A 15,514-nucleotide genomic window follows, 5' to 3' on the forward strand; every position below is an offset into this window, starting at 1 on the left:
ATCAGGGCCTAAACAGCCCAACAGAGACGGAGAATGACCCATGGATCGCCCCGAAACCCCTGTCCTCGACCGCGTCGTCTATCCCTCTGACCTGCGCCGTCTTACAGATGCCGAGCTTGCCACCTGCGCTGATGAGCTCCGGGCTGAGGTGATTTCCGCCGTCTCGGAAACCGGCGGCCATCTGGGCTCATCGCTTGGTGTCGTCGAACTATCGGTCGCCATCCACGCCGTCTTCAACACGCCCTACGACAAACTCGTCTGGGACGTGGGCCACCAATGCTACCCCCACAAGATCCTGACCGGCCGCCGCGACCGGATCCGCACCCTTCGTCAAAAGGGCGGCCTCTCCGGCTTCACCAAACGTGCCGAGTCCGAATACGACCCCTTCGGCGCCGCGCATTCCTCCACCTCCATCTCCGCCGCCCTCGGCTTCGCCATGGCGAGCGACCTGGGGGAGGCCACGGGCGACGCCATCGCCGTTATCGGCGACGGTTCCATCTCCGCCGGCATGGCCTACGAGGCGCTGAACAACGCGGGCGACCTCGGCAAACGTCTTTTCGTCGTCTTGAACGACAATGAAATGTCCATCGCACCGCCTGTCGGTGCCATGTCCCGCTACCTGACCGACCTGCAAAGCCCGCTCGCCACCCTCAAAGACATTGCCGATGGCGTGGCCGCAGCACCTCCCCGAACCGATCCGCCAGGGTGCTGAACGCGCCCGCGAACTCGTCACCGGGCATCAGCCCTCCGCCACGCTATTCGAACATCTGGGCTTCACCTATGTCGGCCCCATCGACGGCCACGATATGGGCGAGTTGCTCACCACGCTGCGCGCCGCCAAGGCCCGCGCCGATGGTCCCATCCTGATCCATGCCGTCACCGTGAAGGGCAAGGGCTACAGCCCCGCCGAGTTGTCCGATGATTGCTATCACGGCGTTGCAAAATTCGACGTCGCCACGGGTCAGCAAAAGAAGTCTGCCCCCAACGCCCCAAGCTATACCGGCGTCTTTGGATCGACCCTATTACGCATGGCAGAGACCGATAGTCGCATCGTCGGCGTCACCGCCGCCATGCCCGGCGGCACCGGGATTGCCACAATGCAAAAGGCCATGCCGCGCCGGGTCTTCGACGTCGGCATCGCCGAACAACACGCCGTCACCTTCTCCGCTGGCATGGCCGCCGGCGGCCTCAAACCCTTCTGCGCGATCTACTCCAGCTTCCTGCAACGCGGCTATGATCAGGTTGTGCACGACGTCGCCCTGCAAAACCTGCCCGTCCGTTTCATGATTGACCGCGCGGGCCTTGTGGGCGCCGATGGCCCGACCCATGCCGGCGCGTTCGATATCGGCTACCTCGCTGCGCTCCCCAACATGACGGTGATGGCCTGCGCCGATGAGGCCGAGCTGGTTCACATGCTCGCCACCGCCGCGGCGCACGATGACGGCCCCATCGCCCTGCGCTATCCACGCGGTGAAGGCACGGGCGTCGACATGCCGGAAACGGGCGATGTCCTGCCCATCGGCAAAGGCCGCATCCTTCAGGAAGGCAGCGACATCGCGCTCCTCTCCCTCGGCGCGCATCTCGAAGAAGCGAAAGACGCCGCCCGCGCGTTGGAGGCTCGCGGCCTTTCCGTCACCATCGCCGACGCCCGTTTCGCCAAACCGCTCGACACCGAACTGGTGGACGGCCTCATGGCAAACCACGGCGCGCTTATCACGGTTGAGCAAGGCGCGACCCTCGGCTTCGGCGGCATCGTCCTCCACCATCTCGCCGCCACCGGCCAACTCGACGGCCGCTGCGCCGTCCGCACGATGCATCTGCCCGACCGCTTCATCGATCAGGCGAGCCCCGCGGACATGTACGCCGATGCGGGCCTGACCGCCGACGACATCGCCACCCAGGCGCTTGATGCGCTCGGCGTCGCCGTGGGTCAGTTCGAAGAGAAATCTCGCGCCTGAGCCGGGTCGAAACCCGTTCACCTGAGCAGATCTCGCATCGCCTCACCGCGCGGCAAAAACTCTGCTCAGATGAACGCATTTTTCGCGAAAAGAGCGTTCAATTGAACGCATATCCGTTCAGCTGGACGCAGTTTCAAAGATCACGCCCGCATGTTCCCGCAGGTAAATCTGCAGCCACGGCGTGAACGTATCCGGCGCGCGCAGAACCTCTTCCGCAAGCCCGTCCAGCGGCGTCCAGATCGTGTCCATCACTTCGTCTGGGTTCATCACCGGCTCAACACCCTCAGGCATTTCACCGACGAAAATGTCCACGACCTCATGCTCGATCAATCCACCACCAACATCGGCGCGGTACTCAACCGTGTCGCGAAAATCGAGGAAATTCCTTTGATTCCAAGCTCTTCGTCCAACCGGCGCGTGGCACAGGTCAGCGCGTCTTCCTCCCAATAGGGATGCGTGCAGCAGGCGTTTGCCCATAGACCGGGCGTATGATATTTATGCAGATGCCCGCCGTTGCAGCAGCACTTTGCCGTCCCGCAGGATGAACACCGAAATCGCCTTGTGCCGCAGCCCGCGCTGATGCGCCTCCAGCTTCTCAACCGGCTGAAGGGTGCCATCCACCCATGTCGGAATATGAATAGTCATGCCCGTGTTGCGCTCACGATTCCGGTCAAATGTGCCAGGTTTTTGATACCAATCTTGATATGCGCCAAGGGCCGCGCCTTGACCAGCTTCTTGTTCATATACGCCTCAAACGTCAGGCGCTGCACGTCAATGTCATGGCACAGGCGTGACAAAACGTTCGCGCCGTTCGTCCGATTTGTAATAGGCGTTCTGCATCGCGCCCAGGACTTTGAAGACGCTGCTTGTGCTCGCGCATGAACAGCTTCCGCGCGAGCTGCAGATCCTTCACCCGTCCGCTCTGCAAGCAGGCCGCCGCAGCAGTCGCCGCCACGCGCCCACCGACCATCGCATAGTAAATGCCCTCGCCAGACGACGGTGCAACGACGCCCGCCGCATCTCCGGCCAGAACCACGTCACGGCCATTATCCCAACGATCCAAAGGCTTTAGCGGAATTGGCGCACCTTCCTTGCGGATCGTCTTGCAGTCATCCAGGCCTGCTGAAACGCGCAAAGCCGCCGTCGCCTGCTTCAGATCCACATCCTTCACCAGCGAGCCCATCCCGACGCTCGCGGAATTGCCATGCGGGAACACCCAGCCGTAGAAATCGGGCGAAATCGCACCGTCATAGATCACGTCACAGCGGTCTGGATGATACTCCCCACGCGGTCCGGGGCTCTCAATTATCTCATGATACGCAATGACATAGGGGATCTTGTCGCCCCCTTCGACCTCGGCACGCGCCACGTTCGATCGCGCCCCATCTGCGCCGATCACGATCTTGCCGGTCAGCACGCTCTCTTCGCCGCTTTCCTTGTCGCGGTAATGCACATGGGTGCCGCCTTCATCACGGGTGATCTTGGTAAACGTACCCGTCCGCCGATCCGCCCCGGCCAAAGCCGCACGGTCGCGCAGGAATTCATCGAAATGCTCGCGATCCACCATCCCGACAAAGCCGTTCTCAATCGGAATATCGACCTTGCGCTTGGTTGGAGAGATCATCCGTGCCGTGGTGATTTTCGCCACAAGCTGTTCATCTGGAATGAAAAAATCCTGGATCAGGCGCGGGGGAATAGCCCCGCCACAGGGCTTGATCCGCCCGGCACGATCGATGAACGCGACCGTATGGCCCGAGCGTGCCAGATCTTCGGCTGCGGTGGCGCCCGATGGCCCGCCGCCCACGACAATGGCGTCATAGATCATGGTTACTCTCCCGGTTGTAGCTGAGGCTCTGAGGGCCGTGCATGAAGAAGCCGGCCAGCGACAAGTGCTGCGGCAAGAAACAGGATCGCCTCAAGCCCGAAGACCGTGGCGTAAGCGGTTTGTGTGGGTAGCGCGAGGCGCGCGATATCAAGGATGCCGGTGGCGATCAGGCCAGCAAGGCCAGCGGCGACGGCCTGCGCCGCGCCAAAGACGCCCATGCGCGTGCCTGCAGCGCCTTGGCGTTCCGACGCAAGCCGCATCATCGACCCGATGGCGCCCACAACGAACAAGCCGTTGCCAAGGCCGAGCACGACCGTAAAGGCCAGCAAATTCAATCCCATACCAAGGCCGATCAAACCAACGGCCGAAATCACACAGCCAACCATTGCCCAAATCCGAAGCGACCCGATGCGGAACTGGCTCAGCGCTCCAGCGGCCAACATTCCCAACAAGGCGGCGCCATCTTTGCCGCCGCTCAGCTTGGTGGAATCCTCCGGCGGCAACCCGTGAACGTGGCCCGCGAAGGGCTCCAGCACCAGCTCGGACAGGTAGAAGGCGAGGATTGAGAGGAAGACAAATCCGGTAAACGCACGCGCAGCCGGATCGGCCCATGTCGCGCGCAACGCGCGCCCAAGTTCAGGTTCATCCGGGGCAGGGACCGCCCCGATGCGGGCTTCCACACCCGCCGTTGCAACGCAGGCCAGCGCCAAACACACAAGTGCCACCACGGGCACAACCGCCAGCAATCGTTCCGGTGAATAAGGCTCCAGCGCGATACCAGTCCCGATGGACGCGATGATCGCCCCGAAGATCAGCGTCAGCCAGGCGAAGGTGGCGGCAGCAGGCTTGCGATGATCCGGTGCAGCGGTCGCCAGCAACGCAAGGAAGGATGTTCCTGCGGCGCCAATGCCAAGCCCGATCAACGCATAGGCGATGATCCAGACCACCAACGCTACCGTCCCAGTCAGCTGCGCTATCCCGTATGCGGTCAGCACAAGACCAAGGCCAACAGCGGCAATCCCACCAAGGATGAACGGCGTCCGTCCCCCCTTCGCGTCCGAGCGGTGCCCCCAATACGGCCGCGTCATCTGCACGCCGTAATGCAGAGCCACCAGCAGACCGGGCAACAATGCAGGCCAAGACAGCTCCACCGTCATCAGCCGATTGAACAGGTTCACAGGCAGTGCGGCGAGTCCGCCGATGGCCATGTTGCACAGGCACAACCGCGCGATGCCGCCCCAGCCCAGGGTCATGTCAGCCCCCGAATTGCGACGGCTGTGACCATCATGCCAAGCACGTACAGCGTGACGCCGGTGCCATTGTACCAGGGCGCCTTGCCCTTCGGATCGCGCAGCATCACGCGCATCGCGGCCAGTTGCAGGGCCAGCGAGACACCGATGGCCAGCGCATAGAAGGGCAGGGACCAGTAAATCAGGAGCCCGATCACAATGATCTGCGGCACGGCCATAACCACGCAGGCCAGCTTCGCGGCCCGCTCCGGCCCCATCGTGACGGGAAGGGAGTTCACGCCCATCTGGCGATCCCCCTCCAACGCCTTGAAATCATTCAGCGTCATGATCCCGTGCGCGCCAATGCCATAAAGCAGCGCGACGATGATCACAGGCCAGGACGGCGCGCCAGCGGACAACACGGCAGCACCCGTGAACCAAGGCAGGCTCTCGTAGGACAGGCCAACCAGGCCCGGCCCCCACCAGCCCGACCGCTTCATGCGGATTGGCTCCACCGAATAGGCCCATGCGGCGGCGATGGCGACAAGCGTCGCGCCAAAGCCCCATGGGCCAAGCGCCAGACCAACCAACGCTGCAATGACCGACATGATCAGCGCGATCCACAGACCCCAGCGACCCGGAATGCGGCCCGATGGGATCGGACGGTTCGGCTCGTTAATGGCATCGACATGGCGGTCACACCAATCATTCGCCGCCTGGCTCATCCCGCACACAACCGGACCGGCCAAAACCACGCCCAACCCCAGCACCAGCCAATGCCCGGACGGCGCAACGCCAGCCGAGACTGCGCCGCAAAGATACGCCCACATCGGCGGAAACCATGTGATGGGCTTCAGAAGCGTCAGAACGGCCCGTGGTTCGGGCAACGTGCGGCGCGTTTCCGATGTATTGAGGTCGGTCGTTACACTCATAGTGTCAGCTTAAGCTGACACCTTACGAGTCGGCAAGTGTAAAGGCAGGTTTACGCTTGATCGCTGGACGAGCTGTCGTTCTTCGCCAGAAGCCCGTATTTCCGCAGCTTCACGTAAAGCGATTGGCGTGAAAGACCCAACATCTCGGCCGCGGCGACGCGGTTGTTGTCCGTCAGTTCCACCGCCGTTTCGATGCACATCTTTTCGACCACATCCGTCGTGGCGGAAACGATGTCTTTCAGCGGAGCGGAGCCCACAAGATCCATGACATTGCGCATCGCATCGTCGGACATCGGGGCAGGCCCCGGAAGGGCGCTGATCGGTTCGCGCACAACCTCCATCCGGCTCGTATCACGGATGATGAACGCAAATCCGGCACGACCTGCTGCACTTAAGTGCGTCGCGGACATTTCGACCGAAAGCTGTGAGCCAAACTCACCTTCCAGCCGCGTGGAATACAAACGCATCTTCTTGTTGCGCGCTGCGTTGTCGATCAGCACCTTCAGGTCGACCGATCCGCGCGCAAGGAAATCGCCAAGCGACTTGCCCTTTACATCGGCAAGCTGTCCCGCATCACACAGGCCAAGGAAGGCATCATTTGCCGACCGGATCACGCCATGGGCATCGGTAAAGACAACGGCGTCGGCCCCATCCCGATATAGCGCGGACAGAACCTGGCTCAGCTCGGCGGCGACGGACTCCGAATTTCCTGCCGTCTCAATCCGGCAAAGAAGGGTTTTGTCGCCAGCCGCCCGGAACACCATCGGGTGCAACACAACTTCCGCTTCGGAGCGGCGCGTTTGCACAGTGACCGAGCGCGCGGTCTCATCGCCCGCCGCAAGGACAAGCCCTTCGATAAACTCGCCGCGTCGCTTGCCTTCGAATTCCTGCGTGAAGGCTGATCCGGTCAGAGTTTCCGTCTCAGCGCCAAGTATTTGCGCCGCCGAGGAATTCAGATCGACAATGCGACCGGTTCCGACGTCGACCAGAACCAACGCATCCCGCGCGGCTTCCATGATGACCCGGTAGCGCGTCTCGTAGTCGCGATGTGTCTCGTAATCTTTCTCAAGCGCCAGCTGCGCCTTGACGAGGCGATGCTGAAGCTCGGCAATCGGGCGCAGATCGCGACCCAACATAAGGATGATATTATCACGCCCGGTCTTGTGGAGCGTGTAGCGGATCGGGAATTCCCAATTCGCATTGTCGAAGTGGTTGACCTCGATCGCATCGACCTTGGCCTTTTCGCCGCTGCGATAGGCCTGCAACTGCGCCTCGATCTTGGGCATGCTGTCTTCGGCCAGGAAATCGCGAATGTCGCGATCTTTCCAATGGTCGAGACGCCCAAGCGTCGGGTTCAGTGGGTTGGTGATAACTGAATGAACCTTCCCCTCGGTGTCGAGGACAATCGCGAGATCCGCCGCCGTGGTGACGATCTCGTTGAATTGCTCGGGCCCAATCGGGGGCGTCGAGGGTTGATCCCAAAAATCTGATCCGCGCGTGTTCATAGGAACCTACTTTCCGTCACAGATCGTTCCCCATCTTCATTCATGACTCGCCACCGTATTCTGAGAGGGGTCTGCCCTCACGATGTCCAAGCCACACTTCTTAAGCGCGTCCCTTACCGATACAGCGACATGATCCACACCTGTTGCCTGCTTCAAACCGTCTTCGGTTTCCACAAACGATCCACCAAGAACAATGGGTGTGGCGCGTGTTGCTGTCGTCCGAATTATTTCCACCAATTCTTTTGCTGATGCAAGTGTTCTGCGACCGCCGATTGTAAGTCCGACCATCACATATCTATGTTTTCTTACCTCAAGCGCGGCCTGGCGCGCAGGTTGGTCGACGACGATGTCCACAGCATATCCAAAGCGGCGGAACTGATCGGCGGCCACGAACGTGCCCAGAGTATGGTCTTCGGGCCGCGGGATGATCAGCATGATGCGCGGGGCATTCAGATGGTCGCCCGCGTCCAATGGCGCGATGTCACGCGCGATGAGCGCGCGGACGCTTTCCTGCAAACGGGCCGACCCAATGCTGACTTCGGCAAAACTCAATGTATCATCGGCCCACCGTTGGCCCAAGATGCGGGACACTTCCGGGATCACATGGTCGATGATCTCCGGGTCGGTCACACCTTCATTGCGCAAATTCTGAATGGCCGCGTGGCGCGCCTCTTCCTCTTCAGACAGAAACGCTTCGCACAAATGATCCAGACGGGCGCGAAGGCGATCAGTGTGCTCTTCGCTTCGGCTTGCCAGAATTCGGATGGCTTGTCGCGCAAGACCACGCACGTCAGGACCCGCCAAAACGGCGGGCACAGGTGGTGCATATCTGCGATCGTCGGCCATCGTGATGCCAAACCTTTGCTCACGAAACACGGAGTCCCCGTGCGGAATGCGCTCTTACGGGAGCCAGCCGTCGTGGCGAGAGTGTCGCCGAGTCGGGTTGCAAATGTCAAAGGAAATTGACACTGCAACGAATTGGCCGCCGTGCAAGCGAAGAACTCCTATCATTCGCGTCGAGAAAAGCAAAGAAAACATGGGCGCTGCGGCATCTGCGGAAACTGAGGCCGGCGCACTGGAGAGCTCCTCCAAAAGTGTAAGTTTAGATTGACACTATCGGGTTTACAGCCCTACCGTTTGGGGAGGGCCTGGAGGAATCGTAATCGAATGCCGAGCGACACCTTAACGGAGCTGCCATCAAGGCAGCTTTACACAGCTGAGGAACGCCAACGCCGCGACGCCACAGTCTGGACCAAGGTTCAGGGTGTGCTTGCGCCGTTGCAGTTCCTGGTCTTCGTCGTCTCGCTTGCATTGGTCCTGCGTTACCTTTGGTCCGATGTCGGCTATGTCGCCGCAACGGCCTCCATCATCGTAAAGACCGCCATCCTGCTGACCATCATGGTCACTGGCGCCATCTGGGAAAAAGTCGTTTTCGGCCAATACCTTTTCGCCCCTGCTTTCTTCTGGGAAGACGTCTTTTCCTTTGCCGTGATCGCGCTCCACCTTGCCTATGTCTGGGCCCTCTTGGACGGTTGGCCAGCCGACACGCAGATGTGGATCGCCTTGGCCGCCTATGGCGCTTACGTGATCAACGCCGCTCAGTTCGTGTGGAAATTGCGCATGGCCCGGCTCGACGCGGAGGCCCGCATATGAACACGCCCACTTCCGTCCCCGCCACCACCTGTCGTGACGCCCCGATCCTCAAGGAACGCGGCCAGCGAGAGGTCTTCTGCGGCCTCACAGGCATCATCTGGTTGCACAGAAAGATGCAGGATGCCTTCTTCCTTGTCATCGGCTCCCGCACCTGCGCGCACCTTCTGCAATCCGCTGCGGGCGTGATGATTTTCGCCGAACCCCGCTTCGGCACCGCGATTCTCGAAGAGGGTGATTTGGCCGGTTTGGCCGACGCGCACGAGGAGTTGGACCGCGAAGTTGCCCGCCTTCTGTCGCGCAGGCCTGACATCAAACAGCTTTTCCTTGTCGGCTCCTGCCCGTCAGAAGTGATCAAGCTCGACCTCGCCCGCGCCGCCGAGCGCCTTACCCAAGTTCACGCCCCCCATGTCCGCGTGTTGAACTACTCCGGCTCCGGCATCGAGACGACGTTCACCCAGGGCGAAGATGCCTGCCTCGCCTCTATGGTCCCCGTCCTGCCCTCGACCGACCAACGCGAACTCCTTCTCGTTGGCGCGCTTCCCGATGTCGTCGAAGACCAAGCCGTCAGCCTTCTGACGCAAATGGGCATTGGCCCCATCCGCGTCCTGCCCGCCCCTCGCACAGCTCGGAGGCCCCCGGCGTCGGCCCCAACACACTCTTCGCCTGCCTTCAGCCCTTCCTCGGTGACACCGCCGCCGCCCTCACCCGCCGCGGCGCCCACCACATCCAGGCCCCGTTCCCCTTTGGCGAAGAAGGCACCACCCTTTGGCTCCGTGCCATCGCCGACGAATTCGGCGTCGATGATGAGACGTTCGAACGGGTCACCGCCGCCCCCCGCGCCCGCGCCCGCAAAGCAATCGCCAACGCCTCCGAACACCTGAACGGCAAAACCATCTTCTTCCTGCCCGACAGCCAGCTGGAAATCCCCCTCGCCCGCTTTCTCACCCGCGAATGCGGCATGGAAGCGATCGAGATCGGCCAGCCCTACATCCACAAGGGCCTCGTCGGCCCCGATATGGATCTGATCCCGGCGGGCCCTACGATTTCCGAAGGTCAGGACGTCGACAAACAACTCGACCGCGTCCGCGCCGCCCGCCCCGACCTCACCGTCTGCGGCCTCGGCCTCGCCAACCCTTTGGAAGCCGAGGGCCTGACCACCAAATGGGCCATCGAACTCGTCTTCACCCCGGTCCACTTTTACGAACAGGCAGGCGACCTTGCAGGCCTCTTCTCCCGCCCCGTCCGCCGCCGCGCCCTCCTGAAACTGGAGGCTGCGGAATGAAGCTGACGGTCTGGACATACGAGGGCCCGCCCCATGTCGGCGCCATGCGCGTCGCCACCGCAATGAAGGGTCTGCACTACGTCCTGCACGCTCCCGCAGGGCGACACCTACGCCGACCTGCTCTTCACGATGATCGAGCGGCGCGACCATCGCCCGCCTGTCACCTACACGACATTTGAAGGCCGCGACCTCGGCGAAGACACCGCCGGCATCTTCAAGGCCACTTGCCAGGACGCCTATGACCGCTACCAGCCCCAGGCCCTCATCGTCGGCGCGTCCTGCACCGCCGAGCTGATCCAGGACGATCCGGGCGGTCTGGCCGAGACGATGAACATCCCCGTCCCCGTCATCCCGCTCGAACTGCCCTCCTACCAGCGCAAGGAGAACTTCGGCTCGGATGAGACGTTCTACCAGATCGTCCGCCACCTCGCGCAGCCTATTGAGCGCACGCCCGAGATCACCGTGAATATTCTCGGGCCGCTCGCCCTCGGCTTCCGCCACCGGGACGACATCGAAGAGGTCAAAGGCCTGCTCTACGAAATGGGCATCGGCGTGAATGTCGTGGCGCCCTTCGACGCAACCCCCGAAGACATCACACGTCTCGGTGCGCCGCCCATGCCAACGTCCTCATGTATCCCGAACATGGCGAAACCGCCGCGCGCCACCTGGAGCGCACTTGCGGCCAGCCCTACACCAAGACCGTCCCCATCGGCGTCGCCGCGACCCATGAATTCGTCGCAGAAGTGGCCCAACTCTGCGGTGTAGAGCCGCGAAAAGACCTCTCTCGCCTGCGCCAGCCCTGGTGGTCCAAATCCGTCGACAGCACCTACCTCACTGGCAAGCGCGTGTTCCTCTTCGGTGATGCCACCCATGTTGCTGCTGCCGCCCGCATCGCCCGCGATGAAATGGGGTTCGAGGTTGTGGGCCTCGGCTGCTACAACCGCGAATTCGCCCGCCCCATACGTGCGCTGGCCAAGGATTTCGGTGTCGACGCTCTCATTACCGACGACTACCTCGAAGTCGAACAGGCGATCTCCGATGCCGCGCCCGAAATGATCCTCGGCACCCAGATGGAGCGCCATATCGGCAAGCGGCTGGGCATCCCCTGCGCCGTCATCTCCGCCCCCGTCCACGTGCAAGATTTCCCGGCGCGCTATTCCCCCAGATGGGTTGGGAAGGCGCGAATGTGATCTTCGACACCTGGATTCACCCGCTGGTCATGGGCTTGGAAGAGCACCTTCTGGCCATGTTCCGCGAAGATTTCGAATTCCATGATGAAGCAGGTCCAACGCCATCACGGCGGTCATGCCCCAAAGCCAATCGAAGCCGCCCGCGCACCAGAAGCGGTAGACGAGCGCTTCAAGCGCGCCTGCGGAAACTGGCTCCGACGTCATGGTCTGGCTCGCGGACGCCGAAAAAGAACTGAAAAAGATCCCCTTCTTCGTGCGCGGCAAAGCGCGCCGCAACACCGAGAAATTCGCAGCCGACCAGGGCCTGCACGAAATCTCCCTCGACACCCTTTATGAGGCGAAAGCCCACTTTGCGCGGTGACGACACACATATCCCCGGTTATCGGGTAGTGATCGTGACCCTCGATCACCACGTCGCAGGCCCTGCGGCGCGTGTCTCCGAACGCCTGTCCGCCGAATTCCCCGGCCTCAACGTCTCCGTCCATGCCGCCGCTGAATGGGCCGAGACCCCCGAGGCGCTAGAAGAGGCGAAGCTGGCCGTTAAGCACGGCGACATCATCGTCACCAACCTGTTGTTCATCGAAGAACACATCAACGCGATCCTGCCAGACCTGAAGGCGCGCCGCGATGATTGCGATGCGATGATCGGCATCATCTCGTCCAAGGAAATCGTCCAGCAAACCCGCATGGGCGAGTTGGACATGCAAAAGCCTGCCTCCGGGCCGATGAAGCTGCTCAAGAAGCTGCGCGGCAGCAAAGAGCCTTCAGCCAATTCAGGCGAAAAGCAGATGAAGCTGCTGCGCCGCCTGCCGAAGATTCTCAAGTTCATCCCTGGCAAGGCGCAGGACCTGCGTGCGTGGTTCCTGACCATGCAATACTGGCTGGGCGGCTCAGACGACAATGTCGAGCAGATGGTGCGCTTTCTCGTTGGACGCTATGCCAGCGATGCAGCGTTCCGTGGCGCCGCTGCTGCCGATCCAATCGACTACCCCGAGGTTGGCCTCTATCACCCCGACCTGCCGGATCATCACATCACCACCGACGCCGCCGATCTGCCGCAGCCGGAAAACCCGGTCGCCACCGTCGGCCTCCTGATGATGCGGTCCTATTTGCTGGCGTCCGACACCGCCCATTACGACGCCGTGATCCGCCAGATGCAGAAGGCCGGAATCGCCGTGTTGCCAGCGTTCGCCGGTGGCCTCGACGGGCGACCTGCGATCAATACCTACTTCGCGGACGGCAAGATCGACGCGCTGGTCTCGCTTACAGGCTTTAGCCTGATTGGCGGCCCCGCCTACAACGACAGCGCCGCCGCGGTCGAAGTGCTGAAATCTCTCGATGTGCCCTACATCGCCGCACACCCGATCGAGTTCCAGACCCTGGGCCAATGGGCGTCCTGCGACGGCGGCCTCGGCCCGGTCGAGACCACGATGCTTGTGGCCCTGCCCGAAATCGACGGCGCCACCAATCCCACCGTTTTCGGTGGCAGGCACGGCACGGACGGCTGCACCGGCTGCCACATGGCCTGCGAAGGCACCTCCGATACCAAGGCGATGGCCCCGTGTCCGGAACGGATCATTTCGCTTGTCGAAAAGACCCGCCGCCTCGCCGTGCTTCGCCGCAAGCAGAATGCCGAAAAGAAGGTCGGTGTCGTTCTCTTCGGGTTCCCGCCCAATGCCGGCGCCATCGGCACCGCCGCCTATCTCAGCGTCTTTGAAAGTCTCTACAACACGTTGCAGAGCCTGAAACTGCGCGGTTATGACGTCGAAGTCCCCACCTCTGTTGATGCCCTCCGCGAAGCCGTGCTCCAAGGCAATGCCAAGCAATACGGGCAAGAGGCTAACGTCGCCGCCCATGTCGATGCCGATGCGATCGTCGCCAATACGTCGCCGCTCGCCGCCATCGAATCCGTCTGGGGACCCGCCCCCGGCAAGATCCAGTCCGACGGACGCGGCGTTTTTATTCTCGGCCAGCAATTCGGCAACGTCTTCGTCGGTGTCCAGCCCACCTTCGGCTACGAAGGCGACCCGATGCGCCTTCTCTTCGAGAAGGGCTTCGCCCCCACCCATGCCTTCACGCAATTCTACCTCTGGCTCCGCAACACGTTCCAGGCCGACGTCCTGCTGCATTTCGGCATGCACGGCGCGCTTGAATTCATGCCCGGCAAGCAGGCCGGTCTTGGCGCCCGCGACTGGCCCGACCGCCTGATTGGCGAGCTTCCGAACGTCTACCTCTACGCCTCCAACAACCCGTCCGAGGCCACCCTCGCCAAGCGCCGCTCCAATGCCGTGACGATCACGCACCTGACCCCGCCGCTCGCCGCATCGGGTCTCTACAAAGGTCTGCAAGAGCTGAAGGACAGCCTCACTCGCTACCGCGCCACGCCACCCAACGCCCCCGAACGCGCCGACCTTGAAGCGCTCATCGCCACCCAGGCCGAAGCGGTGGACCTCGAGGGCACACCAGACACCCTCTGGCTCAAACTGCTGGAGACCGAAGACGCGCTGATCCCCGATGGCCTCCACATTCTCGGCAAGCCCATGGGCGAACCCGAACTCGCCGAGCATCTCCGCGTCATGGCCGACACGACCGAGGAAACGCGCGCCAAGATCGCAGACCTCCTCCGCCAGCAATCCGAAATTCAGGGCCTGATGCGCGCCCTCGAAGGGCGCTTCATCGAACCCGTCCCCGGTGGCGACTTGATCCGCTCGCCCGAGGTTCTGCCCACGGGCCGCAACATCCACGCTTTCGACCCGTTCCGCATGCCCACCGCCTTCGCCCTGCAAGATGGTGCTGCGCAGGCGCAAAAGCTGATCGAAGCGGCGGATGAAATGCCCCGCTCCGTCGCCCTCGTCCTCTGGGGCTCCGACAACATCAAATCCGACGGCGGCCCGATCTCGCAGGCCCTTGCCCTTCTCGGTGCTAAGCCCCGTTTCGACGAATACGGCCGCCTTGGCGGGGCCGACCTGATCCCACTCACGGAACTGGGCCGCCCCCGCATTGACGTCGTCATGACCCTCTCGGGCATCTTCCGTGACCTGCTGCCGCTCCAGACCCGCATGCTGGCTGAGGCCGCCTACAAGGCCGCCACGGCTGACGAACCGCTGGACCAGAACTTCGTCCGCGCCCACGCCCTCGACTACGCCGAAAAGATGGGCGTCCCGATGGAAGAAGCTGCCCTGCGGGTCTTCTCCAACGCCGAAGGTGCGTACGGTTCAAACGTCAACGCGCTGGTCGATAGCGGCGCCTGGGGCGAAGAAGATGAACTCGCCGACGCCTACGAGGCGCGCAAATGCTTCGCCTATGGCGTCAACGGCAAGGCCCAGAAAAACGCCGGCATGCTGCAAAGCGCCCTGAAGGACGTGGACCTCGCCTACCAGAACCTCGAATCCGTCGAACTGGGCGTTACTACCGTCGATCATTACTTCGACACGCTCGGCGGCATCTCTCGCGCCGTGAAACGCGCCAAGGGCGGTGCGGAAGCGCCCGTTTTCATCGGCGACCAGACACGCGGCGACGGCAAGGTCCGCACGTTGCAGGAACAGGTCGCGTTGGAGACCCGCTCGCGCTCGCTCAACCCCAAATGGTTCGAAGGGCTGCTCAAGCACGGTCACGAAGGCGTCCGGCAGATCGAGGCGCAGGTGACCAACACCATGGGCTGGTCCGCCACCACGGGCCAGGTGGACCCGTGGGTCTACCAGCGCCTGACCGAGACCTTTGTTCTGGATGAAGACATGCGCCGCCGTCTCGCGGCCCTGAACCCCCAAGCCTCTGCCCGCATGGCGAACCGCCTGCTGGAGGCCCACGAACGGAATTACTGGCAACCCGATGAGGCCACCTTGGAAGCGCTGCAGGCCGGCGCGGACGAGCTCGAGGATACCCTCGAAGGCCTCAACGTGGCTGCGGAATAGGAGACGACCCGATGCTGGACGAGAAAAAT

The 15,514-nt window shown here is 62.3% G+C and carries 6 protein-coding genes and 5 pseudogenes; 5 read left to right on the forward strand and 6 right to left on the reverse strand.

Annotated elements, in window-relative coordinates:
• Nucleotides 1-40: 40 nt before the first annotated feature.
• Nucleotides 41-1,958: pseudogene (gene dxs, locus ACZ1HK_RS13635) on the forward strand (1-deoxy-D-xylulose-5-phosphate synthase).
• Between the two features lie 117 nt (nucleotides 1,959-2,075).
• Here dxs and ACZ1HK_RS13640 read toward each other — a convergent pair.
• From ACZ1HK_RS13640 to ACZ1HK_RS13665, 6 genes and pseudogenes are all read right to left on the reverse strand, one after another.
• Nucleotides 2,076-2,603 (reverse strand): annotated as a pseudogene (locus tag ACZ1HK_RS13640) (isopentenyl-diphosphate Delta-isomerase).
• Nucleotides 2,600-3,783: pseudogene (locus tag ACZ1HK_RS13645) on the reverse strand (geranylgeranyl diphosphate reductase). Before ACZ1HK_RS13645 ends, ACZ1HK_RS13640 begins: the two co-directional pseudogenes overlap by 4 nt.
• Before the next feature lie 2 nt (nucleotides 3,784-3,785).
• The gene (locus ACZ1HK_RS13650) at nucleotides 3,786-5,036 is read right to left on the reverse strand and encodes a BCD family MFS transporter (RefSeq protein WP_472629150.1); all 1,251 of its coding nucleotides are present in this window, start codon (nucleotides 5,034-5,036) and stop codon (nucleotides 3,786-3,788) included.
• Entirely contained in the window at nucleotides 5,033-5,944 is a 912-nt protein-coding gene (gene chlG, locus ACZ1HK_RS13655; RefSeq protein ID WP_472629151.1) for a chlorophyll synthase ChlG, read from the reverse strand. The genes ACZ1HK_RS13650 and chlG overlap by 4 nt, the downstream gene beginning before the upstream one ends.
• A gap of 50 nt (nucleotides 5,945-5,994) precedes the next feature.
• Nucleotides 5,995-7,449 (reverse strand): transcriptional regulator PpsR, encoded by a 1,455-nt coding sequence (gene ppsR / locus ACZ1HK_RS13660; protein ID WP_472629152.1) that lies wholly within the window; start codon nucleotides 7,447-7,449, stop codon nucleotides 5,995-5,997.
• A 36-nt stretch (nucleotides 7,450-7,485) separates the two neighbouring features.
• Entirely contained in the window at nucleotides 7,486-8,325 is an 840-nt protein-coding gene (locus ACZ1HK_RS13665) for a cobalamin B12-binding domain-containing protein (RefSeq protein ID WP_472629153.1), read from the reverse strand.
• A gap of 291 nt (nucleotides 8,326-8,616) precedes the next feature.
• Between ACZ1HK_RS13665 and bchF the strand changes: the two genes are divergently transcribed.
• From bchF to ACZ1HK_RS13685, 4 genes and pseudogenes are all read left to right on the forward strand, one after another.
• Entirely contained in the window at nucleotides 8,617-9,102 is a 486-nt protein-coding gene (gene bchF / locus ACZ1HK_RS13670) for a 2-vinyl bacteriochlorophyllide hydratase (RefSeq protein WP_472629154.1), read from the forward strand.
• Nucleotides 9,099-10,384: pseudogene (locus ACZ1HK_RS13675) on the forward strand (ferredoxin:protochlorophyllide reductase (ATP-dependent) subunit N). Before bchF ends, ACZ1HK_RS13675 begins: the two are co-directional and overlap by 4 nt.
• Nucleotides 10,381-11,935 (forward strand): annotated as a pseudogene (gene bchB, locus ACZ1HK_RS13680) (ferredoxin:protochlorophyllide reductase (ATP-dependent) subunit B). The pseudogenes ACZ1HK_RS13675 and bchB overlap by 4 nt, the downstream one beginning before the upstream one ends.
• Entirely contained in the window at nucleotides 11,907-15,485 is a 3,579-nt protein-coding gene (locus ACZ1HK_RS13685) for a magnesium chelatase subunit H (RefSeq protein ID WP_472629155.1), read from the forward strand. Before bchB ends, ACZ1HK_RS13685 begins: the two are co-directional and overlap by 29 nt.
• Nucleotides 15,486-15,514: the final 29 nt, after the last annotated feature.

The sequence above is a fragment of the Gymnodinialimonas sp. JB5-7 genome (genome assembly GCF_055693405.1).

Bases quoted from the DNA above. Each gene is read 5' to 3' on its own strand.
- ACZ1HK_RS13650 (WP_472629150.1), bottom strand. From the start codon at position 5,036: ATGACCCTGGGCTGGGGCGGCATCGCGCGGTTGTGCCTGTGCAACATG.
- chlG (WP_472629151.1), bottom strand. From the start codon at position 5,944: ATGAGTGTAACGACCGACCTCAATACATCGGAAACGCGCCGCACGTTG.
- ppsR (WP_472629152.1), bottom strand. From the start codon at position 7,449: ATGAACACGCGCGGATCAGATTTTTGGGATCAACCCTCGACGCCCCCG.
- bchF (WP_472629154.1), top strand. From the start codon at position 8,617: ATGCCGAGCGACACCTTAACGGAGCTGCCATCAAGGCAGCTTTACACA.
- ACZ1HK_RS13685 (WP_472629155.1), top strand. From the start codon at position 11,907: ATGAGGCGAAAGCCCACTTTGCGCGGTGACGACACACATATCCCCGGT.